This window comes from Nostoc sp. (assembly GCF_036919495.1).
Taxonomy (GTDB): Bacteria; Cyanobacteriota; Cyanobacteriia; order Cyanobacteriales; family Nostocaceae; genus Nostoc.
In genome coordinates this window covers 1-26,366 of record NZ_JBALBZ010000088.1, presented here as the reverse complement: position 1 = coordinate 26,366, position 26,366 = coordinate 1, and the positions used below count along the sequence as shown (strand labels likewise).

Genomic DNA, 26,366 nt, shown 5'->3' with positions numbered 1-26,366 from the left:
AACTGTCACAAATAATATCTACATTAGTAATACATCTAAATATCCTTCCAGACAGCAATGCAAAACGAATCTCGCGACAGAGAACACCCATCAAATAGCATTTCACATAACACTGCTGACACCAAATACCATAATCGAACACCCTGGAAAAAGGCTGCCGCCTCTCTATCGCTGGTGTTGCTGGGATCGGGTATGACATTGGCAGGCGGTTATATGGCTGGACATCCTCAGCAGGTGTCTGAAAGCGCATCTAATTTGGCAGTGAGTCCAGTAAATGCCGCTCCTCCATTAGCAGCCGGTACAGATCCTAACTTTGTGATCCAGGTGGTGCAAAAGGTCGGGCCAGCCGTGGTGCGAATTGACTCTTCCCGAACTGTAAAAACTCAGATACCAGATGAATTTAACGATCCACTTTTCCAACGTTTCTTTGGCTCTCAACTACCACAACAACAGAATCGGGTAGAACGGGGTACTGGGTCAGGTTTTATTATTAGTGCTGATGGTCGTATTCTTACCAATGCCCACGTAGTTGATGGTGCTGATACGGTAACAGTAACACTTAAGGATGGGCGTACCTTTAAAGGAAAGGTGTTAGGAAAAGATGAGTTGACCGATGTTGCTGTCGTCAAGATTCAGGCAAATAATCTACCGTTAGTAGCCTTGGGTAACTCAGATAAACTGCAACCGGGAGAATGGGCGATCGCGATCGGCAACCCCCTGGGACTAGATAATACAGTAACTACCGGAATCATCAGTGCTACCGGACGCAGTAGCAATCTAATTGGCGCTCCCGATAAGCGAGTAGAGTATATTCAAACCGACGCAGCGATTAATCCCGGTAACTCCGGCGGTCCCCTGCTAAATTACCGTGGCGAGGTAATTGCCATGAATACAGCCATTATCCAGGGGGCACAAGGATTAGGTTTTGCTATTCCTATCAATACAGCACAACGGATTTCTAGTCAACTAATAGCTACGGGCAAAGTAGAACATCCTTATCTGGGAATTCAGATGGTGGGGTTAACGCCTCAGCTAAAACAAAATATCAACTCAGACCCCAATAGTGGTTTGAGTGTGACTGAAGATAAAGGTGTATTAGTTGTGAAAGTTGTGCCAAATTCACCAGCTGCTAAAGCAGGGATACGGGCTGGTGATGTGATCCAAAAGCTTGGTGGTCAAGCAGTCACAGATGCCAGCAGTGTCCAAAAGGTAGTAGAAAATAGCCAAGTTGGGAGCGACTTACGTATGGAATTACGTCGCAATGGGCAGAATCTTAACATAGCTGTGCAACCTGGTGCTTTCCCCACGCAAGTCCAATAAAAGTTTTGCTATCAAAAGTGAATTTTCTGGGATGGGTATTATGCCATTGGTGTCAAGTTAAAGCTTCAGCCCAGATGTCAAGGGACTTTGAGGCGTTACGTCGATGCCGTTGACCAATGGCTTTGACCAAGCCCATAGAACGCTGATGCTCAACCAACCAAGGAATGAGTTGTAGTTGTGGGTTTTGCAAGAGTGCGCGATTGAAAAAATATAAACTGCGGAAAACCATCTCCACAGAAATACGTTCTAAGGCTTGTTGCAAAGCGACAGCGACATCAGCAGACAAATCATTGAGGACAGCATAGAAAATCCACGTAGCATAGAGAAAGCATCTGTATACTATTAGTGCCACCAACCCAAAGATAGGACAAGCTTAAACATTCGTTTAGTCAGTAAAAATGCATCTTCAATGTGCCAACGACGGCGATATAAATCACAAACTTGCTGCGCTGAAAGTTGTTCTGGCACCTGTTTTTTCTTGAAGTTGCCCCAAATGTTTTTTGACTGCTTCCAAGGTTGATGCATCCGCAATCCATACTGCACTAAACTCAGAAGCTACCGATGCCCACATTGGGGCAACTTCTGCGCGATTGTTTTTGACTGCTAGAGGCTCTATTACTTGCTCAAACAGTCCGATAAACAGGTGCGCTGGCATATTAATTTAAATGAATGGGATACTTATATTGAAGATGAAATAGAAGCAGCAGTGCGTGATGGCAGTGTGGAAGTTTTGAATGGAATGTATAATGAATTCCAATTGGCTGAAATGATAGATAGAAATCAGATTATTCAGACTGCTTTGAAGTTTTTGGCACTAACTTATTCTTATTCAGCTAAGGAGTTACCCGCAGTTGTGGCTGAAAATTTAACTCAGCTACCCGGTGGAGAAGATTGGAAAGCAGGTAGGCGGTAAAACAAATGACGCAAGAACTAATAGACCTCAAAAAGAGTATTTTGGAAGGACGTTACGCAGATGCCTTGGTAATTGTAGATGAATTAGAGGGAATGAGTAAACAAGCTATTCTGCGAAATATCCAAGCTTATTTAAACATTCTGTTGATTCATTTGATTAAGAACCAAGTAGAACAACGATTAACTGGTTCATGGGCGGCTTCTATTCGGAATTCCATTCGAGAAATTAAAAAGCTAAATATCAAAGACAATAAAACATCTTACTATATCAATTTAAATGAATGGGAAAGTTTGATGGAGGAGGAAGTTATTGAAGATGCGATCGCAGATGCGAGTCAGGAAGTGATGAGCGGCAAATTTACTCGCTCTCAGTTGTCAGCGATGCTAGATAAAAGCCAGATTTTGACTACAGCCACTAGTTTACTGGCTTTAACATACACTTATTCACCAAAGGAATTACCAGCGATTATGGATGATTATCTCAGTCAATTAGCTAGTGGTGAAGATTAAACCTCTTGCTAAAATACTTGAACCGCCAGGGACTCAAGTCCCTGGCTAATAGCAAAAGTCCGTTGAAACGGACTACCTCTGGCAATTTTAAGTTTCAATCCCTGATAGGGATTTTGATGAATTGCAATTCGCGCAAGGCTAGCGGGGTTGTCTGTTGTTCTGGGCTGGTTTCAATCCCTGATAGGGATTTTGATGAATTGCAATCTTTCGTAGTCAAGGGTGTACTCAAACTGGACATGTTTCAATCCCTAATAGGGATTTTGATGAATTGCAATCTGCATTAGCATTCATACCAATAGAAGAACCCATGTTTCAATCCCTAATAGGGATTTTGATGAATTGCAATTTCTCCCCCCCAATGTTTAGCGAGGAATCGATGAATGTTTCAATCCCTAATAGGGATTTTGATGAATTGCAATTTGATGCCGACCATCTCAATATTATCTACGTAGAGGGCTGTGTTTCAATCCCTAATAGGGATTTTGATGAATTGCAATTGCGGGAGCCTGAAAGCCAAGCTGTATTTAGTTTTCAAGGTGCGGTTGCGCGATTCAAGAGCAATAATAGCATTAGAGAATTCGTTTGGCAAGAGTGCTAGAAAAGTTTAAAAGCTAAAACCCTATTTTGATAAGCATTTCAGAGATTGCGCGGATGAAAATTGGGCGATCGCTGGGTGAAAACCTTGCTGGGGTTGAGATAGAAGCACTTTTTTTCGGCTGTGGAATTTGTACACCTACCTTACCGCGCATTTGACCATACAGAAACCTAACTATAAGGTACTCAGCACAGAAAATTGTTTAGTCCCGTGGCTTTTCTTTGCCAATACGTCCGACTTTTGCCTGACAACAGCCACAGACAAAGAACGCTTGGACAGTAAAGGAAGCTAATATTACAGTAAACTGATTCATCAATTGTAGTATTTGTTGTCATAGTACTGTACGGATAACCAACAATAAAGTTTTTGCCAATTCAAGGTACAGATAATGAAAGAAATAACACGCCGCAAATTTATCGCAACAACCACCCTGGCGACGGGTTTTGCCCTAGCTGTGCAACCCATTTCTGCCGGAGTCATCACCACCAATGCTAAAGGGTTGGTAGCTGGTGCGGTGAAAATTCCCGTCAAAGATGGCGAAATTCCTGCCTATCGAGCAGCACCTGCGACTGGTGAAAATTTCCCCATTGTCTTGGTGATCCAAGAAATCTTTGGCGTACACGAGCATATTCAGGATATCACTCGGCGCTTTGCCCAGTTGGGGTATTTAGCGATCGCACCCGAATTATTTGTGCGTCAAGGCGATGTCTCGAAATTAAGCAGCATAGACGAAATTCGCCCAATTGTCGCCAAAGTGCCAGATGCCCAGGTGCTATCCGATCTCGATGCCACGGTACACTGGGCGGTGAAATCAGCTAAAGGTAATGCCAATAAATTGGCGATTACAGGCTTCTGCTGGGGCGGCCGCATTACCTGGTTATACGCAGCACATAATCCCCAGGTGAAGGCTGGTGTGGCTTGGTACGGGCGACTCGTGGGCGATGCTACCAAACTAACGCCCAAGCATCCGGTTGATATTGCCTCAACGCTGAAAGTCCCGATTCTCGGACTCTACGGCGGTAAGGATACGGGTATTCCCCTCAATACAATAGAACAGATGCGCGATCGCTTAAAATCCAGCAGCAGCAAATCTGAAATCATCGTCTACCCCGACGCATCTCACGCTTTTTTTGCCGATTATCGCCCCTCCTACCGCGAGAAAGAAGCCAAAGAAGGTTGGAAACGTCTTTTGGCTTGGTTTAAGCAAAATGGTGTTTAAAAAATTAGCTACTCGCAAAAGTTTTCGGTCTATGAACTGTGACGTTCAAAAAAGTTCCAAATTGTTTCACTGGCGTTCAGCCCCAGCTTGGCATTGAATTTGTTTAGGCTCTCGTCAGTTGAGGAACCACCAGGCCAGAAATGTCCACCGTTTACTACCGCTAGCTGCCAGACTTCTGAGTTGCCACTACAACCTGTGTAGAGAGCGGTTTTCACTTTATCTTTAGAAAACTTTGGAGATTCTTTTGATGAGGTACATTGATCGTGCGATCGCCAAAAATTTACCATGTCTGAGATAGAAACCAGCGCTCCTCGTTGAGTGTGGTCATTACCTTCATAAAGTACATCGCGATCGTTTGTACCGTTGAGCATTAACATTGATACGGAAGTTTTCGGCTGGCAATTAGGTTTGAGTCTAACTGGAAGCGAACCAGCTACTGATGCAAAACCAGCAATTTTATTAGGTAACTTACAAGCCAGTGCTTGGGTAAGTATGCCACCTCTAGAAAAACCAGTGGCATAAACTTTATGACTATCAATATTGATTTGCTGCTGAAGATGATCAATCAAAGCACTGACAAAGGAAACATCATCTACCCTTCCTTGAACGTTACCTCTAAGACTCCATTTTTGGTCAATTCCATCTGGATAAACAACAATAAATCCTTTTTGTTCTGCTAATTCATTGAAGCGAGTCACATTACTGATAGACCGACCATTACCATCATCTCCATGAAACACTAAAACTAACGGCATCGGGCGGTCTGGATTATAAGATTTGGGAGTGTAAAAATAGTAAGTACGCAACTTTCCTTGGTCATGTAATTCTCCATAATTATCACCACTCAATATTTTTTCTTTAACTAGACTTTTTTCTTCAGCCTGAATGGAATTGCAGCCTGTCACTAAAGTCATTCCCAGTAGAAATATCAGAAGTTTTTTCAAAAGCCGAGAATTTTGATATATATTCATGTTAATTAAATTGACTTATGTCAGATAATTTTATTTCCTTTGCAATTCTTATTTCTAACAAATTTTTACCTAATAGAGGCTAACAACCCTACTTGAGTTGTTAGCCTCTATTTATATCTTAAACTCTTACAGTTACATAACGAGCAGGAACTCGAACCTTAACCCACCTGTTACCGCGTCGGACATTTTGCCAATGTGCACGAATTAACTTTCGTTCATATCGGGCAACAACAGTTTTATGCACAATACCAACTTGATGAACATTCGGTCTGACAATGAATTCTGCTGCCGATGCCTGTGAGGGCAAGGAGGAAATTGCAAATGGAAGAGCAAGTAATGTACCTAATAGAATACGTTTCATGTTCAAATCTCCATCAATTAATTTACTTGAGTTTTCTCCAGCATTTATCAATAATTTGTGAACAGATATTCTTACCTATTAGCTTTACAGGAAGTTTTATTTGTTACACAACTCCATTTATTTGCTGTATTGCTCTCAGTTTAAAATACTAAATTAAAAGATACAGTGGAATAAAGTCACATTTTAAGTATGACTTTAGTCACATTTTAGACTTTGGACAAGAAAAAAGAGGAGTTCCTGAATGAATATATGACTATATTCAAAGGCATACTTACACGAAATCCACCAATATATCTAAGGACAAATGACATCCTAAACATAAAAAAGCCTCCCATCGCGGGAGGCTTAAAAGTTAGCGGAGAAAACTTCTTAAACTACAATGTACGTACACCCAGCGCTCCTCCTAATGCAGAGAAAATCGCCGAGACGGATGCTGTAGCAAACAGCCACCACGCTGCTGTAGCTGCGGCTTTGCGGGTTTCTTCTGCTTGGCGTTGTGCTTGACGCTTCACGTCTTCTAGGCGGCGTTGGGCTTCTTGCTGTATGCGTTCTGCACGTTGTAATACTGTGTTGCGTGCCCGTTCAATTTGGTCGATGATCCGGTTGGCATCTGCCTCAGAGATGTCCTCGCGAGAACTCATAATTGCCACTAGGGTATCACGGTCAAAAGAGGACAGGCGATCACGCAGGGCATCAAACCCCGCCTGGGGATCGTCAAAAAATGTGCGAACATCGCGCTTGATACTATCATAGTTAAGTTCTGGGCGATCCAGGGCGTTGAGATAGTTGCGAATGCGGCCGAAAACTCCGTCAATTGCATCTTGAATCCCTCGTTGGATGTTCCGCACTTGTTCTACAAATTGCTCCCTTACGGATACGATGTTATCGGCAATCCGTGCCGCTTCTTCATCAGAAATATCTTCCCGAATTTTCAGCAGGGCAATGATCGTAGAACGGTCAAAATGGGAAAGGCGATCGCTAAAAGTTTCTACCCCGGCTCGCGGATCATGCAACAGTAGTTGCAAGTCGCGCTTGATACCTTCAGGGTTGAGTTCTTCTTTGCCAGTTTGCCGCAGATACTCTTCTACATAACCTTTGAATGTTTCCACTCTTTGCTGCGTACGGGTAGCTAGGCGACGAGGCGCACGCACAAAGTTGCGAATCGAAGTTTGGGTGGAATCAATGATTTGATTAACTTGTTCTTCACTCAAGTCTTGGCGTTGACTGAGCAACTTCACCAGTGTATCTCGGTCTACCTGCGACAACCGACGGCGCAGTGCGACGGCTCCCTCTTTGGGATTTTCAAACAATCTGGTCAAATCTCGCCCAATACCTTCTGGGTTGAGTTCTTCTTTACCAGTATTCCGCAGATAATCTGCGATCGTGGTGGTAACTGAGTCGTATTGATCTTTGGCTTTATCCACTACAGCTTGGGGTGTGTGGCGGATATTATGCCATGACTCCTCAGCAGAACTGATGATTTGATTAACTTGATCTTCACTCAAATCTTGCCGCTGACTCAACAGTTGCACCAAGGTATCGCGGTCAAAACGAGACAAACGCGCCCGAATTGAGGTAATTCCAGCTTGGGGATCTTCCAGTAGCTTTTTGAACTCCGCGCGGATGGCATCAGGATTCAGTTCGGCTTTTCCAGTATTACGCAGATATGATTCTACATTCAGCCACAGGGTTTCTGCTTGATATTGTGCCTGTTCTGCTAATCCTTTAGATTCTACCAAGACGCGATCGCGCTGTTTTTCCAACTCATCAAGAATGCTGTCTACTTCATATAGCTGCACATCATTACGTTGCAGCAATATCTCCCGCATCTCCTGACGTTCCAGGTGCGCCAGTCGCAATGTCAGGGTTTCATCATCTGCATCTGAGTCTTGCAACAGTGGTTTGAAATTCTGCTCAATGCCTTCGGCTGTCAAATCTGCTTTCGGGGTAACGAGCAGATAACTTTCCACTGCACGTTGCAAGTCTTGGACTATCTCTGTTTCTTCGACAACTTTCACTGTCGCTAGCACATCTTGGCGGACAGCTTCTAACTGATCTGCAATGCGGTGAATTTGGGTTTGGGTAAGCAGTCCCCGTTGTTGCAGGATGTTGACAAAATCGTTGCGGGATAGTCGCTCTATTTCTCTCTTGACTATTCCGGGGTCAGCTGCTGGATCGTAAATGACATCACGAAATTCCTGAGCGATTTTTTCTGGGCTTAGTTGCCAAGCATAAGTGTTGTGCAGATAGTTTTCGACATCAGCCCGAATTGGGCTATAGGGTTGTGCTGGTGTTGGCAACCCTAGCTTATCTGCTTGTTGGGTGACTTTCTCTTTGGCAGTGGTGAGGCTACCCAAGATTTTTTCCACATCCAAATCAGGCAAATCGGCGCGTCCCAACACAATGCTGGTTAAGGCAGCTAGTCCTTGTTGGACTGTACTTTGAATTGCCCCTGGAGCCGCCTTTTGCTCACCTTCTTTGGAATTACGTGTTTCTGTTACTAAGCGATCAAGCTTGGCGTTGAGTTCATCTGTTTTAGCTTGTCCGGCTGGGAGTGATTTCAGATAATCAATTAACTCACCCATCCGGTCTTCCGTGGGTGGTTGCTTACTGACCACTTGCTGCCAAACTTTATACAACGTATCAGCAATTCGGCTAACGTCTTTTTTGGAAAGATCGGTGCGACTGCTGACTAACTCGATGAACTTTTCCCGGTCGATGTTGCGAATATCTGGAGTTCCTGCGATCGCTTTTAATTGCGGATCGTTGAGTAAATTTTCAAAATCGCTCCGAATTTTCGACACATCTAGCTCTGGAGGACGTACCTTATCTAAGTAATCCTCTATATTCTCCCGGATACTCGTAGGGTCGATGGCGTTTCCTAGCTCCCGACGGATAGCAGCGGCGGCGGCTTCAGCCGTTGCTACCACTTGGTTATTCACAGCTTTTGCGCCCAGTGCGGCGGTGGCTGTGCCCATAATCGTCTGAAACCCGGAAGTCGCCGTATTCACAACTGAGCCAATTAAGGAACCTACGGTGGTAGAACTTACCCAAACGAGGATTAAGAAGTAAGCACCCCAAATCACCAAGCCGAGAATTGCTCCCAATGCTGGGTCTAAGATTACAAGGCTCAATTTTACCGCGAGGAAAGAAGCGATTAATAAGGCGATCGCTACAGTTACTACTGTCCAAATCCCTACTGCTGTACCAATTTTGCGAATAGTACCGCCCAAACTTCCCACTTCCCCACTATTATCTGAATCCGAGTCAGATGAGTGCCCCAGGTAGGAAATACCGGCTGCTAGGGAGAGATTAGTTAGAACTAATTGGAAAGCAAAAGCTAAGATCACGCCGGAGATTAAAGCCACAAAAAAGCGCGGACCGGAAGTGATAACCGATGCCTGTGCTGGCGTGACATTTGAGGCATCTCCTTGAATCTGTGCCACCCACAATAGTGGTTTGTAGAGTCCCACCATGATTTCCGTACTTTGGAACATTGTATTTCCTTGTTCTAAGTTTAAATTTAGGGAATTAAGAATTTCTTGAGAAGCAACTCTTAGTATGTATTTATGTCTGTACTTATGGCAATACCTAACTCTGTTAGCTCAGAATCGTAGAATTTACCTGTTTAAAGCATCTCTCCCAAGGCTGAAAACCGTATCCAGCCAAAGATATAACTTTTATCTCTAACCCGGAAAATATTCCTGAGCAGATGAAAAACTTGGCTAAGTATTGGCTGCTACGTTTTAATTTTTAATTACTAACTCACAACTTATTTTGCAAAAATTGCAGTTTAATCACGATAATTTTACATTTATTTATAATTAGATTTTTATCACTCTCTCAGGGTGGATTTGTCAGCACCAAGACGTTGTTGATTATCCTCCGTAAGAAGTGCATATAGTTTATGCCTACAGACAGAAAGGATCTGAGTTTGAGATAGCTACATTAAACTTAACAAACAAATCGTTGAGGACAAAAAAATGGCAGTTCCAGAAACTCGCCCTTCTAGTGGTTTACCACCTGTTGCAACCGAATACAACGGCGTAGATCGCAATGCATTTTTGTTTGGCTGGACTCCCCAAGCCGAAATTTGGAATGGTCGCTTGGCAGCTATTGGTTTTCTCGCCTATTTACTTTGGGATTTAGCTGGTTATAGCGTTTTGCGTGACGTTTTACATCTGATTGGCTACTAGAAATTTAACACCTGAAAACCTATTAGATTTGGGAGGGAAAAAATGGCAAATCAAGAAACTCGCCCTTCTACTGATTTACCACCTGTTGCAAGGGAATACAACGGTGTAGATCGGAATGCATTTTTGTTTGGCTGGACTCCCCAAACCGAAATTTGGAATGGTCGCTTGGCAGCTATTGGCTTTCTCGCCTATTTACTTTGGGATTTGGCTGGTTATAGCGTTGTTCGTGACGTGCTACACATCATTAAATATTAGCGATAGCTAAGGAGTTAGGAGGAGCCACTGCGTTGCGGGGGTTCCTCCTTTGTAGCAAGTAACGTTGATCAGTTTTAAACATACATACTATTAATTAAAAATTCAAAAGATGTGTTCTATTTGCAGGTGTTCTACTGGAATACCAGTACGTTTAAATAGCTGTTTTAATGCTCTCTGCTGTATTTCTGGGGTAATATCATTATCTTGGTTCTCAACTTGTCTATTTGCAGAAGATTGACCGTTTACTGACATTGTAGAAGAAGCATAAGTTCCTAAAATTAGGATTAATACTAGTAAAAAGCGGTAGGTTTTCACTTAATTTTCTCCTTGGTAATTGTACTATACTGTATTTATTTAGTAGCGAAAAAAGCCACCTAGTTGTAGGTGACTTTTTTTGATTACAATTTGATAAAAATTACTGAAATTCTGAACAGCGATTATTCATCAATAGAAGTGGGAATGCCCAAAACGGCGCAGGGGAAATTAGAACCTAGTGCTTCAATCATCGGATGATTGACAGATGTGCATCCTAGAAACAAAATATCGGCAGTTTCTGATTCAACAACTTTCTTAAGTTCTGTGGCAATGCAGCCAAACCGCAAATGAGATTTGAAAGAACCCTGCCATTCTTCAGCTAGACTTCGGGCTTGCCAGAGAATTATATCCGCTTGTTGCAGGGGAGTTGCCACTGTCTGCAATTTGGGTTGAGTTAATACCAGTGTGACAGACTTTGATACTTCACTGATTTGACACTCCAATGAAGGCTGTTTTTCTGGAAAGCTTAAGATATTTGGATACTGACTGCTTTGATTGTCTTCTACCACATAAACGGCTTGAACTGTGACTTGGGCATTAGTGGCTAAACGCGTTTGATGGGCAATCCAAAAGGCAATATCTAGTGCCGTATGACTGTTAGGAGATGCGTTATATGCAACTATTAAGTTAACGGCTTTTTCTGTTTGAGGTTTTTTAGAAAAAGGTTTTTTTGGTTCTGGCAGCAGTACCATTTGTTCAATTAAGTCATCTCGTCCTGTGGCACTTTGCAGACGTGCTAACATTGGCTTAATTTGCACAGCTTTACTTCTCCTAATGAAATGAATTAGCAATGAGAAGCAGGGGGACAATTTTAGATTTTAGACTTCGGCTACGCTCAGTCGAACGATTTTAGATTGAGTGACGATAACCAAAATCTCAAATCTTAAATCAATCAAGGAAACCCCAATAATAACTGTATTACAGCCCAAGTCTTGGGGGTTCCTTCCATTGCCTACGGAGTTAGCTGACGGGCTAAGACTGGAAGGTGTCTTTCTCTTAATAGTGCTGAGTGCTGAGTGCTGTTAGCAGATAGCTAAGGTTTAGCCCGTGCTGAGTTAATTAATAATTCCTAACTCCTGACTCTTAACTCCTCACTTTCTATGAGATACGCCCCACAATATGGTTCCTCCGTTCCAAATCCAGCTTTCATGAATTTGAATTAGGCTACCCACTAAAAAAAATGATAATCTAACTTACTCGTCTTCGGCAAAATATCGATCAAGGAAATTTAGGGCGTGGTTGCGGAGTTCAAAATATTTTTTTGAGTTTCGTATGGCGGCGCGATCGCGTGGATGTTCAAAAGGAACTTTTAATATCTCTCCTATACTAGCAGCTGGGCCATTGGTCATCAAGACGATGCGATCAGACATATAAATTGCTTCATCTACATCGTGGGTAATCATCATCACTGCTTGACGATTATTTTCCCAAATATCCAATACCTGCCGTTGCAATTTGCCACGAGTTAGCGCATCTAGTGCCCCAAAAGGTTCATCCATCAGCAACATTTTGGGACGGATTGCTAAGGCTCTGGCAATACCTACTCGTTGTTTCATACCTCCAGAGATTTTATCAGGATATTTGTCAGCCGCCGCCGTCAAGTTTACCATTGCCAAGTGTTGATTTACAATGCTAATTTTCTCAGCCCTATTAGCATTTTTTAACACTTCATCCACGGCTAAACGGATATTTTCTCGCACGGTTAACCAAGGTAACAGCGAATAGTTCTGAAATACCATCATCCGTTCGGCTCCTGGCTGACGAATTTCTTGTCCATCTAGCCTGACTGAGCCGGAAGTTGCTTTTTCTAAATCAGCTACTATCTTTACTAGAGTTGATTTACCACAACCTGAGTGACCAATTACAGAAATATATTCATCTTCACCAATCGTTAGATTAACCCCCTCTAAAACGACAAAATTATCTTTATCAGGTGTCGGATAAGACTTGACTAAATTTTCAATTTCTAAAAATCCAGGGCGGGGCAGAACTTCGCTCTGGCTATTCATCGGTAATGAGGTGTATTCCATCATCAAAATGCTCCGAAAATAATTTAGTCATCAGTCAATATTTAACAGAAGAGAATAAAGGCACCAGTCGGCAGAATTCAGAATTAAATTCTGTGTGATCTGAATTCTGTATTCTTCTTTAAACTTGGGATTTAAGACATGAAAAAGTTAGTGGGAGCGTTAGCCCTGATAGCAAAACTATTTAGATAACCCACAGGATCGCTAGGGTCGAAGCCTTTCTTATCTATAAATACTTCTGGTGGTTCGACTTTGTAATCATCCTTGGGACACTCAATGCCCATTTCGGATGCTATCTCCCGATATAAATCTGTTCTCCAACCAAGTTCTGCTAGTTTCTCGGCTTTTTTGGGGAATTCCTTAATTTGTCCCCACCGGGCTGCTTGTGTCATCAACCAGATACTTCTTGATCTCCATAAGAATGTCGAGTGTTCTGCTGGCTGTTTGGGAAGATTGTCAGGAATATCGAAGAAAATCGTCGTGTCTGCGGCTTTGATGGTGCGGTCTTTGCCATCAAAGCCGCCATAGTTGTAGTTGCCGAGAATTCCTGGACTTGTAAACTTCGCAATTGGAGCATTTTTCTTTTTAGGTCTAGCACCTGTAAAGGAACGGTCTGTGATCAGTTCGGCTACTTCTTGGCGATTTTCTACTTTGCTGCAATACTGGCAAGCTTCAATCATCGCCTTCACGAGGGAACGATAGGTTTTAGGATATTTTTCGATGAAAGATTCCATCACCCCCAACAGTCGATCTGGGTGTCCCAACCAGATTTCTTTACCTTGTGCGAAGGTAAAGCCGATGTTTTCATTACCTGTTATTGCGCGTGTGTTCCAAGGTTCTGCAACCATGTAAGCTTGCATTGCACCAATCCGCACGTTTGTCACCATTTGGGGGGGCGGAACGATGATCACACGAAACTCTTTAAGCGGATCAACACCGGCGGCGGCGGATAGGTAGCGGACAAAGTATTCGTAAATGGCGGAACTTAGAACAACTGCCCAAACTTTGCGTTCTGGGGGCTGCTGGTCAAAGTAGCCTCGGAAATCGCGCCCAAAGGCTTCTAGCGCACCATCACCATATTTTTCTTGATACTCATACCACGGGCGTAGCCCAAAATCCCACATAGCTTTGTTCATGGTCATGGCGTTACTGTGGCGGTGAATGGTCATCGCTGCACACAAGGGGGCGTGGCGTGCGCCTTCAGCACCAATTCTGGCGTTGGTGACGGCACCAGATACTACGGGCGAAGCATCCAGGCGACCAAAAATTAAACCGTCGCGGGAGGTAGCCCAACTACCTTCGCGGTTGAGTGTGACGTTCAAACCATATTTGCGGAAGAAGCCTTTTTTCCAGGCGATCGCAAATGGCGCACAATCATTAACGGGAACGTAACCAATGGTGAGATCGGATTTTTCTAGGTCTTGGGATCTAACTACTGGTTGTACAGCTAAGGCTTCTTCAGTCAATCCTTTAGCTGATCTATCTCCTGAAATCGCACAGGAAGACAGCGCTATTCCTGTTGTGGTTGCTCCTATTCCTTTGATAAAGTCTCGTCGAGTCCAGTTATTATCACCCATTCTTGTAGCTCCATTGGTGATTAATTAGTTATGAGTAGCCTCACGCACAGACGCAGACTCTCGCTGCGTTTTAATGCTTTGACAGCAGGCGAATTTTGTTAGTTAGAAGCTGTAGGGCGGCGAGTTACTAATTCTTGGATTTTGCCGACACCGTAATCGAGAATTAACCCAGTTAAGCCAATTATCAACACAGCTAAAAAGACTGAACTCAGGTTTAAGCGACTCCATTCATCCCAGACAAAAAAGCCGATACCAATACCACCTGTGAGCATTTCTACCGCTACTATTACTAGCCAAGCTATCCCTAAACTAATTCGTAAACCTGTAAAAATATACGGCAAACTTGCAGGCCAGATGATTTTTGTAATTCGTCTCCAACGAGGCATTTCCAGCACTCGTGCTACATCTAAATAATCTTGGGGAACGCTAGAAACTCCTAAAGCGGTATTAATAATTGTCGGCCATAATGAAGTAATAAAGATCACAAAAATGGCTGAAGGATCTGCTAAATTGAAAATTGCTAAGGCGATGGGCAGCCAAGCTAGGGGCGATACTGGTTTAAAAATTTGAATGATCGGATTGAGCGCTAACATTGCCGGTCTGGACATTCCAATTAAAAACCCCAGAGGAATCGCTACTACTGCACCTAACAAAAAGCCTAGTAATACCCGGCGCAGACTTGCTATCAACAACCAACCAATTCCTAAGTTGCCTGGGCCTCTTTGGTAGAATGGATTTAAGATGTAGTCTAGATTAGCGATTAGCGCTTCTGGTGGGGTGGGCATCAATTCATGGTTAGCAAGTGCAATAATCCACCACAGCACAATTATTCCCAAGAAGCCCAATACAGGCAGAATGAAGACATCTCTAAAGATGAGAGGTTTTGCCTTTTTCCAAGTGGCTTGCCCAGCGATCGCAGCCAAATTTAGTTGAAATATCATTTACGACCTCAACAGATTTAAGTGCAGGTACAAAAAATTTGAGCAGTACCAGCCTTGGACACCGATGAGATCCAAACATTATAAAAATGTCGTCTCTTCAGTCTCCTCTCAATGCCTACGAAGTTAGCTGACGGGCTAGGGCTGAGAGATGCCCTTCTGAAGAAAGTTATGAGTTATGAGTTAAAGATTAATAACTTCTAACTCTCAACTTCTCACTTTCTCTGAGATACGCCCCACAATTTGGTTCCTCCGCTCCAATCTCACGTACTGTGATCTGATGGATTAGGCTGACTTACTCTAATGGATATTAGTTATCAACAATATAACATCAATGCTCAGTAAAAGCCAACTGCATTCTGATAAATGTTGTTTATTTCAATACCAAAATCAAGTCTGTCTCCTTGGTTTTCGGTAATTAACAAAATGTATAATTTTTTATAATTTTAGTTGTATTGTGAGTGAACTCATTGCACAGATAGCTAAATAACAATAGTTGAATCAATCATCAAGTTTGTTACCTCCTTGATTAAGATTTGTTAACAACAATTATATTATACTTTGCAAAAATTTTATACACGGATAGTTAATTAAGTAAAAGAACATATAAAATATATTTCTTTTGATAGATTAATTAAATCGCTAATTTTGCCAAAAAAACACTGCACTCGGTAAACTAATTGCATATAGTAGTGAAGTTTACTCATCGATCTCCTCGCTGAATTTAACATAATGGATTTTAGTCAAGTACTGGCTGAAAAAGCGGACACTATCCTTGATAAATGGATTACAGCAGTTCGCAACGATAGACAGATTGAAAGTGCTGATGATTTATCTTATACAGCCGTAAAGGATCACATCCCTGATGTTTTGAAAGCAATGGTAACGGTGCTTTCAAAATCTCAGGATAATGATATTCAGTCGATAGTTAATGCGAGTTTCCAGCATGGAGCTATTCGAGCCGAACAAGGATTTGATCCAACTGAAATAGCTAGAGAATATCATTTGCTACGAACATTAATATTTGATGCTATACAAGCAGATTTATTGAGTGGAACACCTGTAGAGATAATTCGTTCTATGCGTTTGATTGACGCTATCATAGATGAAGCGATCGCTCGATGTTTTAAGAGTTATGTTGAAGAGCGGTTGCGAGAATTACAGCAGTTGCAGTCAGTAGTTACGCTCCATAATCAGGAACTCACGCGCTTAGTTAGCGCAAATCAAGAGTATCTTTCCCAACTAGCCCATGAATTTAAACAACCTCTAACTTCTATTATTGGTTACTCGGATCTGTTTTTACGCCAACAACGGCGAAAGACTCAGGTGAAAGACACTTCTGCCAATTTAGAACACATTGAGCGCGTGCTACGGAATGGTAGACAATTACTGCACCTGATCAATAATGTACTCGAATTCTCGCGGGATGATCAAGGGCAAATAAAATTCCAACTAACAGCTACCGATGTACATGAATTAATTAATAATGTATGTGAAATGTTGGAACCTTTAGCTGCTGAGAAAAATTTAAAAATCGTCGTAGATTGCGATCGCGCTCCTAAAGAATTAATCACAGATTCTTTTAAATTCCAACAGATTGTTACAAATCTTATTAGTAATGCGATTCGCTATACAGAGTCGGGGACTATTATTATAAGGTGTAAGGTGTTGGAGAATCAGAGATGGGCGATCGCGGTTTCTGACACTGGAATTGGCATTGCACCAGAAAACCAAGCCCAGATATTTGAACCCTACTTTCGCGTGAGTTCTAGCGATCGTTCCTATCTTCCTGATAGTACTGGATTGGGGTTAGCGATCGTCTCGCGGTTAGTGAAACTATTGCAAGGTCAAATTAACCTAGTCTCTGAGGTAGGGGTTGGTTCTACTTTTACGGTAATTTTGCCCTTAGAAGTGAAGATTTGAGAAGTTTATAGTATTATTTTTAAAACTCATGAAATAAGGCGTGAGATCAAAAATCAATGGCTAGATACTGGTTAACTGCTGTAACTATTAAAACTTAACTTTCGCAAGTGAAAATTTCGCAAACAAGTTAATCTAAGATGCCGTTGTGCAATAAGACTTAGGCAAAACTACACGCGATAGGGGCAATTCATGTAGCTTTAGCTGACCGCAGGGTATTGCCCCTAGCTAAAAATCATTCTTTTCAGTTATTGTTTGCGTAAGTCCTGTGCAAAATCCGGCTCGAAAGGGTAAGCCACTGGGTAGACCCTAGAGATAACCTGATTAGCATTAAAACTGTATACTATCAGTAGCTCTAATGCTTGCGGTAGTTGTGTTTCTTCTCTATAAGATGCTACCCGAACATTTTTAATTTTTAATTTTTAATTGCTTATGTCCTTTGTCCCTTTACATATTCACAGTGACTACAGTCTACTCGATGGGGCTAGTCAGCTACCAGAGTTGGTGGATCAAGCGATCGCACTGGGGATGAAAGCGATCGCCCTTACCGATCATGGTGTCATGTATGGCGCGGTTGAATTGATCAAAATCTGCCGTAGTCATAATATTAAGGCGATTATCGGCAATGAAATGTATATCATTAACGGCGATATCGAGAAACAAGAACGCCGCCCCAAATATCATCAAGTTGTTTTAGCTAAAAATACCAAAGGTTACAAAAATTTAGTCAAATTAACCACAATTTCTCACCTCAAAGGTGTTCAAGGCAAAGGAATTTTTTCTCGCCCTTGTATTAATAAAGATTTACTAAAAGAATATCATGAAGGCTTGATTGTCACCAGTGCTTGCTTAGGTGGAGAAGTTCCCCAAGCGATTCTCAGTGGTAGACCAGATGCAGCCCGGAAAGTTGCTCAGTGGTATAAAGATGTATTTGGTGATGATTATTATCTAGAAATTCAAGATCACGGCTCCCAAGAAGACCGAATTGTGAATGTTGAAACAGTCAAAATTGCACGGGAGTTAGGGATTAAATTTGTTGCAACTAATGATTCGCATTTTATTTCTTGTTTTGACGTTGAAGCCCACGATGCTTTGCTCTGTATTCAAACTGGCAAGCTAATTATTGAAGATAAGCGGATGCGTTATAGCGGTACAGAGTATCTCAAATCTGGTGAGGAGATGCAGCAGCTATTTCGAGACCATTTGCCGGATGATGTGATTGCAGATGCGATCGCTACCACTGAAGAAGTGGCCGATAAAGTCGAGCCTTACCATATTATGGGTGAGCCTCAGATTCCTACACCCCCAATTCCCTCTGGTCATACTGCTGACACTTACGCCGAAGATGTTGCATGGAGTGGACTTTTAGAACGATTAAATCGCAAATCTCGCCAGGAAGTCGATTCTGTCTATAAAGAAAGATTGGAATACGAACTGAAAATGATTCAGCAGATGGGTTTTTCCAAATACTTTCTAGTTGTATGGGACTACATCAAATTTGCTAGAGATAATAACATTCCTGTGGGGCCAGGTCGGGGTTCGGCAGCTGGTTCATTAGTTGCTTATGCAATGCGAATTACTAATATTGATCCTGTACATCATGGGTTACTATTTGAGCGTTTCTTGAACCCAGAACGGAAATCAATGCCTGATATTGATACGGATTTCTGTATTGAACAACGAGATAAAGTTATTGAATATGTAACTGAGAAATATGGTGCAGATAGAGTTGCCCAAATTATTACTTTTAACCGCCTAACTTCTAAAGCAGTTTTGAAAGATGTCGCCAGAGTATTGAATATTCCCTACGGGGAAGCTGACAAAATGGCGAAATTAATTCCTGTGGTGCGGGGGAAACCAACGAAACTCAAGGTGATGATTTCTAAGGAAACCCCAGAACCACAGTTTAAAGAGAAATATGATAAAGAACCCCATGTTCGCCATTGGCTTGATATGGCGATGCGAATTGAAGGAACTAACAAAACTTTTGGTGTTCATGCAGCAGGTGTGGTAATTTCTGCCGATCCACTTGATGAAATTGTGCCGCTACAAAAGAATAATGACGGTTCTGTGATTACCCAGTATTTCATGGAAGACCTGGAATCAATGGGTTTGTTAAAAATGGATTTTCTCGGTTTGCGGAACCTGACGCTGATTCAAAAGACCGTTGATTTGATTCAAGAAACAAGAGGATATCGGGTTGATCCTGATGAAATTCCCCGCCAGGAAAGAAAAGCCCAGAAGATATTAGCTAAAGGTGAACATAGCACTCTACCAAAAGATGTCCAAAAAACTTATGAATTATTAGAAGCAGGTGAGTTAGAAGGAATATTTCAATTAGAATCGTCTGGGATGCGTCAGATCGTGCGAGATTTGAAGCCTTCTAATATAGAAGATATTTCTTCAATTTTGGCACTTTATCGACCTGGACCATTAGATGCTGGACTGATTCCTAAATTTATTAACCGCAAACACGGGCGAGAAAAGATTGATTATCAACACACCATTCTGGAACCAATATTAGACGAAACCTATGGAATTATGGTCTATCAAGAGCAAATCATGAAAATTGCTCAGGATATGGCTGGATATACTTTAGGACAAGCTGACTTGCTGCGGCGGGCGATGGGTAAAAAGAAAGTTTCGGAGATGCAAAAGCAGCGTGAAAAATTCGTAGATGGCGCAGCTAAAAATGGTGTTCAGAAAAAAGTTGCGGATGAATTGTTTGAGCAAATGTTAAAGTTTGCTGAATATTGTTTAAGCTATGACACAGAAATATTGACAGTAGAATATGGATTACTGCCGATTGGGGAAGTTGTAGAAAAACGCATTGAATGTACTGTGTACAGCGTTGATAATAATGGAAATATTTACACCCAACCTGTGGCACAGTGGCATGATCGCGGACAACAAGAAATGTTTGAATATTGTTTGGAAGATGGTTCATTGATTCGGGCAACAAAAGACCATAAATTTATGACTGTTGATGGTCAAATGTTACCAATTGATGAAATATTTGAACGGGAATTGGATTTGATGCGGGTAGAGGGTTTACCGAATTAGCCAGAATAAAACTTTAGTAATAGTGCTGAGTTTAGTGTATCGGCAAATATAGCATTTAACAGATGTGCTACGCTGCCTGGAAGTGGAAGGATTGTTGTGGGTAGAGGCAATGAAAGAACTTACCTCCTGCCTTTCACTCTAATAATTTGTCTTGTCTAGGGAGTAAGGCATTGGGCATTGGGCATTGGGCATTGGTCAGAATCTCCATTTCGTTACTTGATAGTCAAACTTGAGACCGGTTGTCCAGAAATGCAATAAATTAAAATCATGAAGTAGAGGCAATTAATAAGTTTAATTTTTACTTCAAAAATAATTAATGTCATATAAGGCGAGGCTTTGGGGTAAGAATGGGGTATCGATAACCGAAACGGTTAATTCGAGAGCGTCCGCGCGGATTTAATGGAAGAAAGCGAAGATGGTTTAAGTTGATTTGTATTTTGCAAAATGTAGTCATAATTCCTTTTTTGTCACTTATGGACTGCGATCGCTCTCGATAACTCCCGAAACAGAATATTCGCAACCTTGGACATCAGTTTGTTTTGCAAGTGTTTACCGTTGAGTAGCTGCTTACCGGAAGCATCGACTTGGTTTTTGAGCGTGTCCCGATAAAGGGCAATTTCTTCACCTATAGGATTTTTAGGCAAGCGACCGTCAATTTCAATTTTGGTGATCACGTACTGCCAAAAGGTCATGCGACACAACGCTGAACCACTACCCACTTCAACTAGTTTATCTCCAGACTGTTCTAAGACAGTTCCCATACCAATTCTGAGTTTGAAAGCATCCCTGGAACGGTTGCGTTTCACCCGTTTAATGTCACCAGGAAGAAATTTCACTACAGATTTACCATTTTCCCGGCTGACCTGCTTCTTCTTCACTTCCCGGACTTCTCGCTCAATTAACTGCTTGCCGTTGGTGAGAAATGCTTCAAATGGGTAAATCCGACTTAGGAGCCTCGCCCGAATTCTCAGCCCAAAATTAAACTGATCAAAAATCTGGTTGTAAATTTGAAACTGTTCATCAAAGACCTTGGGTTTGAGCTTTGCTTCTAAGCGCTGCTCCTCGATGTCAATGTCACAAAGCCAGTCAGCGTGCAATCTAACAATTGGATCTACCTCTAAACCAAGTAGGAAGGCTATTGATTTTTGGTATTTTTTGGTTAGTGATTTGTAGCTGGGTGAATGTACTTCTGACTCGCGCTGCGCTAACCAACCCCATAGCGGCGGGACATTTCCGGGCTTAGTACTTTCAGTCTTACTGTGTGCCTTTTCGGGGAATTGCCAAGCTAGCATTTGGCGAGTGTAGTTAATAATCGGTGACTGAACACGGTTTAGGTGTTCGATTTGTTGCACGAGTTCACGCAGATGGTCAATTGGTTCTGGACGGTGCATCAGAAATTGGCGCTCGTTTAGTTCACCCGATTCAAGATAATTTTCCTGATCTTGAGGGTAGGCGGCCATAGCCAAAGCATCAGCCTCATCTGACTTATTGGGTAGGTTTTTTCCTCCGCGATAACGGCGTAGCTCAATATGACCCACCCAAAGGATCTTAATCCCTAAGCTTTCTAGAATTTGTGCCCAAACCCTTGAGTAATGATTTCCTGTTGGCTCTAAAATTGCCACATCTACGCTACTGTCCCGGACATAATCAGCAAAATCAAAAGCTGATTTTTGGTTCCTTTTGGGGTTGGGACTAGAATAGAAGCTGGGAAACAAAGTACTGGCTTTGGTTCTAGTTTTTTGCCAATAAGTCTTTAAACCACCTACGGGATATTGTATTAAAATGTGACAAGTTACGCTTGATTTACTAACATCAACGCCCAATGATGTAATCGATTTAATTGTCATGGTTCTGCTGAACAATTGGAGTTTTTTAGTTTTGTGCTGCTAACACAATGCGAACAACCCAGTTTTGACGCTCGAATCCTCCTAACACCCCAGATACAGGGGCGCGATTCACTCTTAACGCTGGGTTTAACCCGGTAATTCTAAAGAAGGTGCGCTTGAAAGGCACAACACCCCGCTTTTTGGGTGTGCGATTCAGGGTTAACGCCCCATTCCCTAGAAACAGTGGGGCAGGTGCTTTGGACACAACCCGCGACGACGGGCTATATGCCCGTCGTTTCGGCTACTGTGTCAGGTAGCCCGCGCTAGTCACAAAGCGCGATCGCAATTACGATTCATCAGGCGGGGTTTGAGAGGGAGAATTGGCAAAAGGCTCGCGGATAGCTGTTAGGAAATTAAATAAACTTTCTCGCGGAAAATTTGTCAATTCTAAGGTAAGGTCCACAAAGTCATCGTCGTCTTCATGTTGAAATACTTGAAATTTCACTTTGGTTCGTGGTTTATTAGCCATTTTTATCAATTCTCCGTAAACGTTTTAAGTTTCTCAATTATTTCCTGAATTTCTTTAGTAGATAATTGTTGTTGCTGCTCGACTGCTTTTTTTCCCTATATAGTCCTTCCATGCTTCTATGGTTTCCCCGTTGCTTGGGAAAGTATTTGTATAGCTATTCCCATAGCCAAAGTATTGAGAATGCATACATCTTTGGGCAAGCAAATCAAATCATCTTTGGAGGAATTACTCATAGTCTTTAACATCTGAGTAGTCTGTTAACTCATTTTCGATGAGTGATTTAAGTTGTTCTAAAGCTGGTTCTAGTATTTCCTTAAGCTTTTCATCAGTTGTGTTGTCTGCCAGATCTTCACCAGTAATAAGTTTTATTCGGGCATCAATTTTGTTTTTGATAGCGTGCAATGATTGCCAGATTTCGTAATAGTCCCAACCTGGATCTGGTTGAGAGATGTTTAAATTATTCATAAACTTCATCATCCTCAAATTCGTCATCATATCCAACTAATGAATATGAGTTTTCTGGGTCAATGATGTTAAGAGCATCGGTAAACGCTCGACCCGTTAGTACATCAAGAACTGAGTAGTTACCCTGCCCGATCGCACTCTCAATCTTCCTCATCTTCAAAGCACGCTCGAGTTCTGGGGTTCTGAGGCGCGGGTCAACGTCCTCAATGGAGTTAACTGGTGGCGGTACTTCATCCCCTTCAATCCATCTTTCATGTTGACTGTTGTAAAATTCCCGCCAAGCCCTAGCAGATGGTGGCTGGGGTGCAGTCTCAAAAAAGTCAGCCAGTTCTTTTGATCGTTGGAATCCTTCAACATCACATTCCATAGCCTCAACCCACCCATCAGCCATACCAAAGCCACCAAGGGATACAGCCTCGGACTGCACTTCAACAAGATCAGCACCGCGACCGTTAGCGATAAGTTGAGCCAACGCGTTGATCTGAACGGGCCAGAGACGTTCTAAATCGATAACCCACAGTGGAACCTGTCCGCCATCCTCTGTGGTAAATCGCTCCAGGGGAAACGGATCGCGAACGGGTATCTTGCTTTCCGGGAATAAGTCTAAAATTGGCTCATAAGGATTGCCGGGCTTGAGTTTTACCCAAGTGTCATGCTTGGTCATAGCATCTCCTAAAAATCATCAGTTTCAGTTGCTACCAGTGCAGGTTCTGGCGGGAAAAGTTGATTCTTCACCAGTTCCCGAAGTTCCTGACTAACATCGTTTGGGTCATCATACTGATCTAAGACTGCCGTCATTTCTATCGTTTCAGTCTGGTAATTTCCTAAATTTTTGACCCGCTTGTAAGTAATAGTTTCAATTTTCATAAGCTTGTGTTATTTTTTACTTGTTTGAATCGATTTTCAAAAGCGATCGCGTTCTGATGCCGCGATCGCTTTTGAGCTATAGTTAGCTAGGTTGATCGAAAACTACCTGAAATTTCCCACCCCCCTGGCGGAGAATGCTAACGTAAGCATCGGCATCGCTTCGGGTGCGAAATCGATAAAAGCAGACATTTTGGCCATTGGGCAGACGCTGAAAAATTGCCCACGGACGAAGCCCATCACAGTAAGTCATAGTTTTAATTCCCAGAATTCCCAAAATTCCCTAAAAAGAAAAAAACACCAGCGCCAGCTAACAACAGCCCGCGCTGGTGTTTTGTATGAAATGAATGCATGACAATTTGAACCATTTATTTCACAGGCACTACCTCGGTGTCGGAAAGGCTGCGACCCCAGCGAACCTGATTGATCAGCGCTTCGATCAATCCTTCTCGATCTGCCTGGGGCAATGAGCTATTAATTTGATAGCCAACTACGTAAATCTCATCCCGACACCTGCCGGGAGATTGATCGCAGGATTGGATTGCAATAGACGAAATCAAAAATAGTTTTTCGCGTTTGGTCATCTTTTCAAAGCCAGATCCGTACTCTTCCTGGAGAGAATCCAGTAAGGAGCCATCGTTTAGGGTGTAACTGGTGAAGTGTCCTATAGGTTTACTCATGTGACTGTTATGTAACTGTTATGTGACTAATGATGTTTTTGTACTAGTAAAAATTATTTGTTCTCCTCATCCTCCCCGTCTTCCTCGTATGCTTTTTCACCGATCTTGATAGTCAGCACGTTTTCTGAATAGACAAAATCAACGATCGCAAATTCCGCGTCGTCAACATCTTCGATCACTACCGCCGTCTCAAGAGGATAGTGTTTCAGATGTTCAAGCAATTCTCGAATTGTGATTGTCATGTTGTTTTTGTAAGTTATAAGTCTGCGTTGAGAAAACAAACACGCGGCAAACTCGTTACCGCGATCGCTCCAGGTGATTTTTAGGGTGTTTCCGCGCAAGGACAAGGCGCGGGTGCTTGCTCCATATAGTCTCCACGGGGCACGATGGCAATGTGGGGAGAGAGCTTTTTGTAATTTTGTTTTCACAAAACTCTGTTAATATAATCGTACACCCAATAATATAAGTCAAGCGTGAACACGAAACTTTTTGTGCTGACAAAATTAGAATAGAGAAGAAGGTATATGAGTCAGAGAAAGAATGACAACACCACAAAAACCCGGACGCCCAAAAACATTGCCAAACGAGGAGGCGAGACTGTCGGTACGACTTTCTCCGGAACAGAGGGACGCGCTACTGAGCAAAGCGAAATCAATGGGATACAAGGACACCTCCCAGATGATCAGGGGTCTAGCATCAGGGGAAGTGGGTGTAAGTCTAGCCAGTCCAGAAGCGCAAATCCTGGGGAAATCCTAGAGGCCGTCAAGCTAATTGAAGAAAAGCATCTTTCTTATGTCAAGTCACACCAGCAGAGGCTGATCACCAGACTTGACGAAAGTAAGGAAAGTGAAAATGACTTCAAAAAAGCCATTCAAGAGCTTGAGGCACAGATCCAGCAATTAATTTCTGATAAAGGTATCAAGGAACCTGAATAAAACCGTCCTGCCTGCAAAGGTTAGGGCGGTTTTGTTTTGTGCGATCGCAGTGGGGGGATGGGGGGATGGGGTGCGATCGCGGATGACCAACGACCAATGACCAATGACTATGAACCATGTCTACAAAGGATTTAGAGCGCTGATTCTACCGGAAATGGAATCCACAGAGGCAAGATTAGCCAGAGGAGATTGGCGATCGCGAATCCTGGGATACAGATACACCGCTCGTTACAGAGGAAGAATCAGTTTTCTGGTTGACGAACCTTTACCTTCGGTGGAGGACGCGATTACTGATTTTGAAAATCGGATCGACGCAATCCTAGACAGTGTTTAGCCCAATGCCCAATGCCCAATGCCCAATGACCAATGACTAATAACCAATGACTAGAAAAAAGATACATATTTACAACTCGACTACCGTGCAGATGCATCATGCTGCTGGACTTTGCTCCCAGCAAGTAGAAAAGTTTGTTGACTACTTGCATAACTTTGACCCAGAACTCAACCCGCACGAAGTAATCCTGCTTGCAGCAGCAGTTTTCAATGAGTTACCAGGTGCTTTTAAAAATGATCCAGAAATGCTCTCCACTCTCAAAGCAGCGTCTTACCGCTTAAAGAGGAACTTAAAGAGGAACGCCACAAATAGCAACTAAGAAACCAAAAAGCCACCAACAGATTAGCCATCGTGGTGGCTCCTTGAAAAGTAACTAACAGTATTATGCCAGAAAACTCACTTAAAAAAACAATTCCCTGGTCGGAATTACACGAAGCATTTTGTTATCAACACCATATTTGCCCTGACGGGGCGACAAAATAGGCTAAAAAGCTTATGAGATAAAGAAAGCAGCAATTTATGGTAGAAAAAGATAGGTCTAGTTTTGTCAATAA

At 42.5% G+C, this 26,366-nt stretch carries 31 protein-coding genes, 1 CRISPR repeat array and 2 riboswitches; of the genes, 12 read left to right on the top strand and 19 right to left on the bottom strand.

Annotated features, from left to right (window positions below):
* The first annotated feature begins 57 nt into the window (after nt 1-57).
* Nucleotides 58-1,320 (top strand): HhoA/HhoB/HtrA family serine endopeptidase, encoded by a 1,263-nt coding sequence (locus V7K25_RS13390; protein WP_292790191.1) that lies wholly within the window; start codon nt 58-60, stop codon nt 1,318-1,320.
* A gap of 52 nt (nt 1,321-1,372) precedes the next feature.
* Here V7K25_RS13390 and V7K25_RS13385 read toward each other — a convergent pair whose 3' ends face one another.
* Together V7K25_RS13385 and V7K25_RS13380 are read right to left on the bottom strand one after the other, a co-directional pair.
* Nucleotides 1,373-1,672 (bottom strand): hypothetical protein, encoded by a 300-nt coding sequence (locus tag V7K25_RS13385; RefSeq protein WP_334787903.1) that lies wholly within the window; start codon nt 1,670-1,672, stop codon nt 1,373-1,375.
* 81 nt (nt 1,673-1,753) lie between these two features.
* Nucleotides 1,754-1,975 (bottom strand): hypothetical protein, encoded by a 222-nt coding sequence (locus tag V7K25_RS13380; RefSeq protein ID WP_335158632.1) that lies wholly within the window; start codon nt 1,973-1,975, stop codon nt 1,754-1,756.
* On the opposite strand from V7K25_RS13380, the gene V7K25_RS13375 reads away from it, so the two are divergent.
* The 4 genes from V7K25_RS13375 to V7K25_RS13360 all read left to right on the top strand — a co-directional run bounded on the left by V7K25_RS13375 (nt 1,964) and on the right by V7K25_RS13360 (nt 4,556).
* Complete coding sequence (locus V7K25_RS13375; RefSeq protein ID WP_334787901.1) at nt 1,964-2,233, top strand: hypothetical protein; 270 nt, start codon at nt 1,964-1,966, stop codon at nt 2,231-2,233. The genes V7K25_RS13380 and V7K25_RS13375 overlap by 12 nt on opposite strands.
* Nucleotides 2,234-2,238: 5 nt before the next feature.
* Nucleotides 2,239-2,742 (top strand): DUF29 family protein, encoded by a 504-nt coding sequence (locus V7K25_RS13370; RefSeq protein ID WP_335158630.1) that lies wholly within the window; start codon nt 2,239-2,241, stop codon nt 2,740-2,742.
* Between the two features lie 90 nt (nt 2,743-2,832).
* A CRISPR array of direct repeats spans nt 2,833-3,240; the repeat unit is 39 nt; unit sequence TGTTTCAATCCCTAATAGGGATTTTGATGAATTGCAATT.
* Between the two features lie 126 nt (nt 3,241-3,366).
* Nucleotides 3,367-3,495, top strand: a complete 129-nt coding sequence (locus tag V7K25_RS13365; RefSeq protein WP_292790199.1) for a hypothetical protein — start codon at nt 3,367-3,369, stop codon at nt 3,493-3,495.
* A 230-nt stretch (nt 3,496-3,725) separates the two neighbouring features.
* Nucleotides 3,726-4,556 carry a dienelactone hydrolase family protein gene (locus V7K25_RS13360; protein ID WP_335158628.1) on the top strand — a complete coding sequence of 277 codons (831 nt, stop codon included), beginning with the start codon at nt 3,726-3,728 and terminating at the stop codon, nt 4,554-4,556.
* A gap of 29 nt (nt 4,557-4,585) precedes the next feature.
* On the opposite strand, the gene V7K25_RS13355 is transcribed toward V7K25_RS13360, so the two are convergent.
* From V7K25_RS13355 to V7K25_RS13345, 3 genes are all read right to left on the bottom strand, one after another.
* Nucleotides 4,586-5,527, bottom strand: a complete 942-nt coding sequence (locus V7K25_RS13355) for an extracellular catalytic domain type 1 short-chain-length polyhydroxyalkanoate depolymerase (protein WP_292790202.1) — start codon at nt 5,525-5,527, stop codon at nt 4,586-4,588.
* Nucleotides 5,528-5,645: 118 nt separating this feature from the next.
* Nucleotides 5,646-5,888 carry a hypothetical protein gene (locus tag V7K25_RS13350; RefSeq protein ID WP_292790203.1) on the bottom strand — a complete coding sequence of 81 codons (243 nt, stop codon included), beginning with the start codon at nt 5,886-5,888 and terminating at the stop codon, nt 5,646-5,648.
* 374 nt (nt 5,889-6,262) lie between these two features.
* Nucleotides 6,263-9,385 (bottom strand): MFS transporter, encoded by a 3,123-nt coding sequence (locus V7K25_RS13345; RefSeq protein ID WP_292790204.1) that lies wholly within the window; start codon nt 9,383-9,385, stop codon nt 6,263-6,265.
* A 486-nt stretch (nt 9,386-9,871) separates the two neighbouring features.
* Here V7K25_RS13345 and V7K25_RS13340 point away from each other — a divergent pair, with 486 nt between their 5' ends.
* Together V7K25_RS13340 and V7K25_RS13335 are read left to right on the top strand one after the other, a co-directional pair.
* Nucleotides 9,872-10,084, top strand: coding sequence for a high light inducible protein (locus V7K25_RS13340; RefSeq protein WP_292790205.1), 213 nt, complete (start codon nt 9,872-9,874; stop codon nt 10,082-10,084).
* A gap of 42 nt (nt 10,085-10,126) precedes the next feature.
* Nucleotides 10,127-10,339 carry a high light inducible protein gene (locus tag V7K25_RS13335; RefSeq protein WP_335158626.1) on the top strand — a complete coding sequence of 71 codons (213 nt, stop codon included), beginning with the start codon at nt 10,127-10,129 and terminating at the stop codon, nt 10,337-10,339.
* Nucleotides 10,340-10,441: 102 nt separating this feature from the next.
* On the opposite strand, the gene V7K25_RS13330 is transcribed toward V7K25_RS13335, so the two are convergent.
* The 5 genes from V7K25_RS13330 to ntrB all read right to left on the bottom strand — a co-directional run bounded on the left by V7K25_RS13330 (nt 10,442) and on the right by ntrB (nt 15,199).
* Nucleotides 10,442-10,654: a hypothetical protein gene (locus V7K25_RS13330; RefSeq protein ID WP_292790207.1), complete on the bottom strand. Its 213-nt coding sequence runs from the start codon at nt 10,652-10,654 to the stop codon at nt 10,442-10,444.
* A gap of 122 nt (nt 10,655-10,776) precedes the next feature.
* On the bottom strand, nt 10,777-11,397 hold the full coding sequence (locus V7K25_RS13325) for a universal stress protein (protein WP_292790212.1): 621 nt from the start codon (nt 11,395-11,397) through the stop codon (nt 10,777-10,779).
* A gap of 191 nt (nt 11,398-11,588) precedes the next feature.
* A riboswitch (cyclic di-AMP (ydaO/yuaA leader) is annotated at nt 11,589-11,830 on the bottom strand.
* A gap of 17 nt (nt 11,831-11,847) precedes the next feature.
* On the bottom strand, nt 11,848-12,684 hold the full coding sequence (locus V7K25_RS13320) for an ABC transporter ATP-binding protein (protein WP_335158660.1): 837 nt from the start codon (nt 12,682-12,684) through the stop codon (nt 11,848-11,850).
* A gap of 131 nt (nt 12,685-12,815) precedes the next feature.
* The gene (locus V7K25_RS13315; RefSeq protein WP_335158624.1) at nt 12,816-14,258 is read right to left on the bottom strand and encodes an ABC transporter substrate-binding protein; all 1,443 of its coding nucleotides are present in this window, start codon (nt 14,256-14,258) and stop codon (nt 12,816-12,818) included.
* A gap of 98 nt (nt 14,259-14,356) precedes the next feature.
* Complete coding sequence (gene ntrB / locus V7K25_RS13310; protein WP_335158622.1) at nt 14,357-15,199, bottom strand: nitrate ABC transporter permease; 843 nt, start codon at nt 15,197-15,199, stop codon at nt 14,357-14,359.
* A 97-nt stretch (nt 15,200-15,296) separates the two neighbouring features.
* A riboswitch (cyclic di-AMP (ydaO/yuaA leader) is annotated at nt 15,297-15,498 on the bottom strand.
* Nucleotides 15,499-15,928: 430 nt separating this feature from the next.
* On the opposite strand from ntrB, the gene V7K25_RS13305 reads away from it, so the two are divergent.
* Nucleotides 15,929-17,119, top strand: a complete 1,191-nt coding sequence (locus tag V7K25_RS13305; RefSeq protein ID WP_335158620.1) for a sensor histidine kinase — start codon at nt 15,929-15,931, stop codon at nt 17,117-17,119.
* A 429-nt stretch (nt 17,120-17,548) separates the two neighbouring features.
* Nucleotides 17,549-20,179, top strand: coding sequence for a DNA polymerase III subunit alpha (locus V7K25_RS13300; protein ID WP_335158618.1), 2,631 nt, complete (start codon nt 17,549-17,551; stop codon nt 20,177-20,179).
* 467 nt (nt 20,180-20,646) lie between these two features.
* Here the strand turns inward: V7K25_RS13300 and V7K25_RS13295 are convergent, their stop codons facing one another.
* The 9 genes from V7K25_RS13295 to V7K25_RS13255 all read right to left on the bottom strand — a co-directional run bounded on the left by V7K25_RS13295 (nt 20,647) and on the right by V7K25_RS13255 (nt 24,890).
* The gene (locus tag V7K25_RS13295) at nt 20,647-22,026 is read right to left on the bottom strand and encodes an IS110 family transposase (RefSeq protein ID WP_335158616.1); all 1,380 of its coding nucleotides are present in this window, start codon (nt 22,024-22,026) and stop codon (nt 20,647-20,649) included.
* A gap of 25 nt (nt 22,027-22,051) precedes the next feature.
* Entirely contained in the window at nt 22,052-22,270 is a 219-nt protein-coding gene (locus V7K25_RS13290) for a hypothetical protein (RefSeq protein ID WP_335158614.1), read from the bottom strand.
* 81 nt (nt 22,271-22,351) lie between these two features.
* Nucleotides 22,352-22,534: a hypothetical protein gene (locus tag V7K25_RS13285; RefSeq protein ID WP_335158612.1), complete on the bottom strand. Its 183-nt coding sequence runs from the start codon at nt 22,532-22,534 to the stop codon at nt 22,352-22,354.
* A 225-nt stretch (nt 22,535-22,759) separates the two neighbouring features.
* Nucleotides 22,760-22,999 (bottom strand): hypothetical protein, encoded by a 240-nt coding sequence (locus V7K25_RS13280; RefSeq protein ID WP_335158610.1) that lies wholly within the window; start codon nt 22,997-22,999, stop codon nt 22,760-22,762.
* A complete protein-coding gene (locus V7K25_RS13275) occupies nt 22,992-23,663 on the bottom strand; it encodes a hypothetical protein (protein WP_335158608.1) in 672 nt (223 codons plus the stop codon). The genes V7K25_RS13280 and V7K25_RS13275 overlap by 8 nt, the downstream gene beginning before the upstream one ends.
* Before the next feature lie 8 nt (nt 23,664-23,671).
* On the bottom strand, nt 23,672-23,866 hold the full coding sequence (locus tag V7K25_RS13270; protein WP_335158607.1) for a hypothetical protein: 195 nt from the start codon (nt 23,864-23,866) through the stop codon (nt 23,672-23,674).
* Between the two features lie 82 nt (nt 23,867-23,948).
* Entirely contained in the window at nt 23,949-24,116 is a 168-nt protein-coding gene (locus V7K25_RS13265; RefSeq protein ID WP_335158605.1) for a hypothetical protein, read from the bottom strand.
* 115 nt (nt 24,117-24,231) lie between these two features.
* Nucleotides 24,232-24,543: a hypothetical protein gene (locus V7K25_RS13260; protein WP_335158603.1), complete on the bottom strand. Its 312-nt coding sequence runs from the start codon at nt 24,541-24,543 to the stop codon at nt 24,232-24,234.
* Nucleotides 24,544-24,596: 53 nt separating this feature from the next.
* Nucleotides 24,597-24,890: a hypothetical protein gene (locus V7K25_RS13255; protein ID WP_335158601.1), complete on the bottom strand. Its 294-nt coding sequence runs from the start codon at nt 24,888-24,890 to the stop codon at nt 24,597-24,599.
* Nucleotides 24,891-25,067: 177 nt separating this feature from the next.
* Between V7K25_RS13255 and V7K25_RS13250 the strand changes: the two genes are divergently transcribed.
* The 3 genes from V7K25_RS13250 to V7K25_RS13240 all read left to right on the top strand — a co-directional run bounded on the left by V7K25_RS13250 (nt 25,068) and on the right by V7K25_RS13240 (nt 26,131).
* The gene (locus V7K25_RS13250) at nt 25,068-25,478 is read left to right on the top strand and encodes a hypothetical protein (RefSeq protein ID WP_335158599.1); all 411 of its coding nucleotides are present in this window, start codon (nt 25,068-25,070) and stop codon (nt 25,476-25,478) included.
* Between the two features lie 103 nt (nt 25,479-25,581).
* The gene (locus V7K25_RS13245) at nt 25,582-25,812 is read left to right on the top strand and encodes a hypothetical protein (protein ID WP_335158597.1); all 231 of its coding nucleotides are present in this window, start codon (nt 25,582-25,584) and stop codon (nt 25,810-25,812) included.
* A gap of 46 nt (nt 25,813-25,858) precedes the next feature.
* Entirely contained in the window at nt 25,859-26,131 is a 273-nt protein-coding gene (locus tag V7K25_RS13240; RefSeq protein WP_335158595.1) for a hypothetical protein, read from the top strand.
* Nucleotides 26,132-26,366: the final 235 nt, after the last annotated feature.

Excerpts from the sequence above, each read along its gene's own strand:
- V7K25_RS13355 (WP_292790202.1), bottom strand. The coding sequence starts at position 5,527 with ATGAATATATATCAAAATTCTCGGCTTTTGAAAAAACTTCTGATATTT.
- V7K25_RS13260 (WP_335158603.1), bottom strand. The coding sequence starts at position 24,543 with ATGAGTAAACCTATAGGACACTTCACCAGTTACACCCTAAACGATGGC.
- V7K25_RS13295 (WP_335158616.1), bottom strand. The coding sequence starts at position 22,026 with ATGACAATTAAATCGATTACATCATTGGGCGTTGATGTTAGTAAATCA.
- V7K25_RS13345 (WP_292790204.1), bottom strand. The coding sequence starts at position 9,385 with ATGTTCCAAAGTACGGAAATCATGGTGGGACTCTACAAACCACTATTG.
- ntrB (WP_335158622.1), bottom strand. The coding sequence starts at position 15,199 with ATGATATTTCAACTAAATTTGGCTGCGATCGCTGGGCAAGCCACTTGG.
- V7K25_RS13350 (WP_292790203.1), bottom strand. The coding sequence starts at position 5,888 with ATGAAACGTATTCTATTAGGTACATTACTTGCTCTTCCATTTGCAATT.
- V7K25_RS13285 (WP_335158612.1), bottom strand. The coding sequence starts at position 22,534 with ATGGCTAATAAACCACGAACCAAAGTGAAATTTCAAGTATTTCAACAT.
- V7K25_RS13380 (WP_335158632.1), bottom strand. The coding sequence starts at position 1,975 with ATGCCAGCGCACCTGTTTATCGGACTGTTTGAGCAAGTAATAGAGCCT.
- V7K25_RS13245 (WP_335158597.1), top strand. The coding sequence starts at position 25,582 with ATGACTATGAACCATGTCTACAAAGGATTTAGAGCGCTGATTCTACCG.
- V7K25_RS13390 (WP_292790191.1), top strand. The coding sequence starts at position 58 with ATGCAAAACGAATCTCGCGACAGAGAACACCCATCAAATAGCATTTCA.
- V7K25_RS13335 (WP_335158626.1), top strand. The coding sequence starts at position 10,127 with ATGGCAAATCAAGAAACTCGCCCTTCTACTGATTTACCACCTGTTGCA.
- V7K25_RS13240 (WP_335158595.1), top strand. The coding sequence starts at position 25,859 with ATGACTAGAAAAAAGATACATATTTACAACTCGACTACCGTGCAGATG.
- V7K25_RS13325 (WP_292790212.1), bottom strand. The coding sequence starts at position 11,397 with ATGTTAGCACGTCTGCAAAGTGCCACAGGACGAGATGACTTAATTGAA.
- V7K25_RS13360 (WP_335158628.1), top strand. The coding sequence starts at position 3,726 with ATGAAAGAAATAACACGCCGCAAATTTATCGCAACAACCACCCTGGCG.
- V7K25_RS13265 (WP_335158605.1), bottom strand. The coding sequence starts at position 24,116 with ATGACTTACTGTGATGGGCTTCGTCCGTGGGCAATTTTTCAGCGTCTG.
- V7K25_RS13275 (WP_335158608.1), bottom strand. The coding sequence starts at position 23,663 with ATGACCAAGCATGACACTTGGGTAAAACTCAAGCCCGGCAATCCTTAT.
- V7K25_RS13270 (WP_335158607.1), bottom strand. The coding sequence starts at position 23,866 with ATGAAAATTGAAACTATTACTTACAAGCGGGTCAAAAATTTAGGAAAT.
- V7K25_RS13280 (WP_335158610.1), bottom strand. The coding sequence starts at position 22,999 with ATGAATAATTTAAACATCTCTCAACCAGATCCAGGTTGGGACTATTAC.
- V7K25_RS13305 (WP_335158620.1), top strand. The coding sequence starts at position 15,929 with ATGGATTTTAGTCAAGTACTGGCTGAAAAAGCGGACACTATCCTTGAT.
- V7K25_RS13250 (WP_335158599.1), top strand. The coding sequence starts at position 25,068 with ATGAGTCAGAGAAAGAATGACAACACCACAAAAACCCGGACGCCCAAA.
- V7K25_RS13315 (WP_335158624.1), bottom strand. The coding sequence starts at position 14,258 with ATGGGTGATAATAACTGGACTCGACGAGACTTTATCAAAGGAATAGGA.
- V7K25_RS13340 (WP_292790205.1), top strand. The coding sequence starts at position 9,872 with ATGGCAGTTCCAGAAACTCGCCCTTCTAGTGGTTTACCACCTGTTGCA.
- V7K25_RS13300 (WP_335158618.1), top strand. The coding sequence starts at position 17,549 with ATGTCCTTTGTCCCTTTACATATTCACAGTGACTACAGTCTACTCGAT.
- V7K25_RS13320 (WP_335158660.1), bottom strand. The coding sequence starts at position 12,684 with ATGGAATACACCTCATTACCGATGAATAGCCAGAGCGAAGTTCTGCCC.
- V7K25_RS13370 (WP_335158630.1), top strand. The coding sequence starts at position 2,239 with ATGACGCAAGAACTAATAGACCTCAAAAAGAGTATTTTGGAAGGACGT.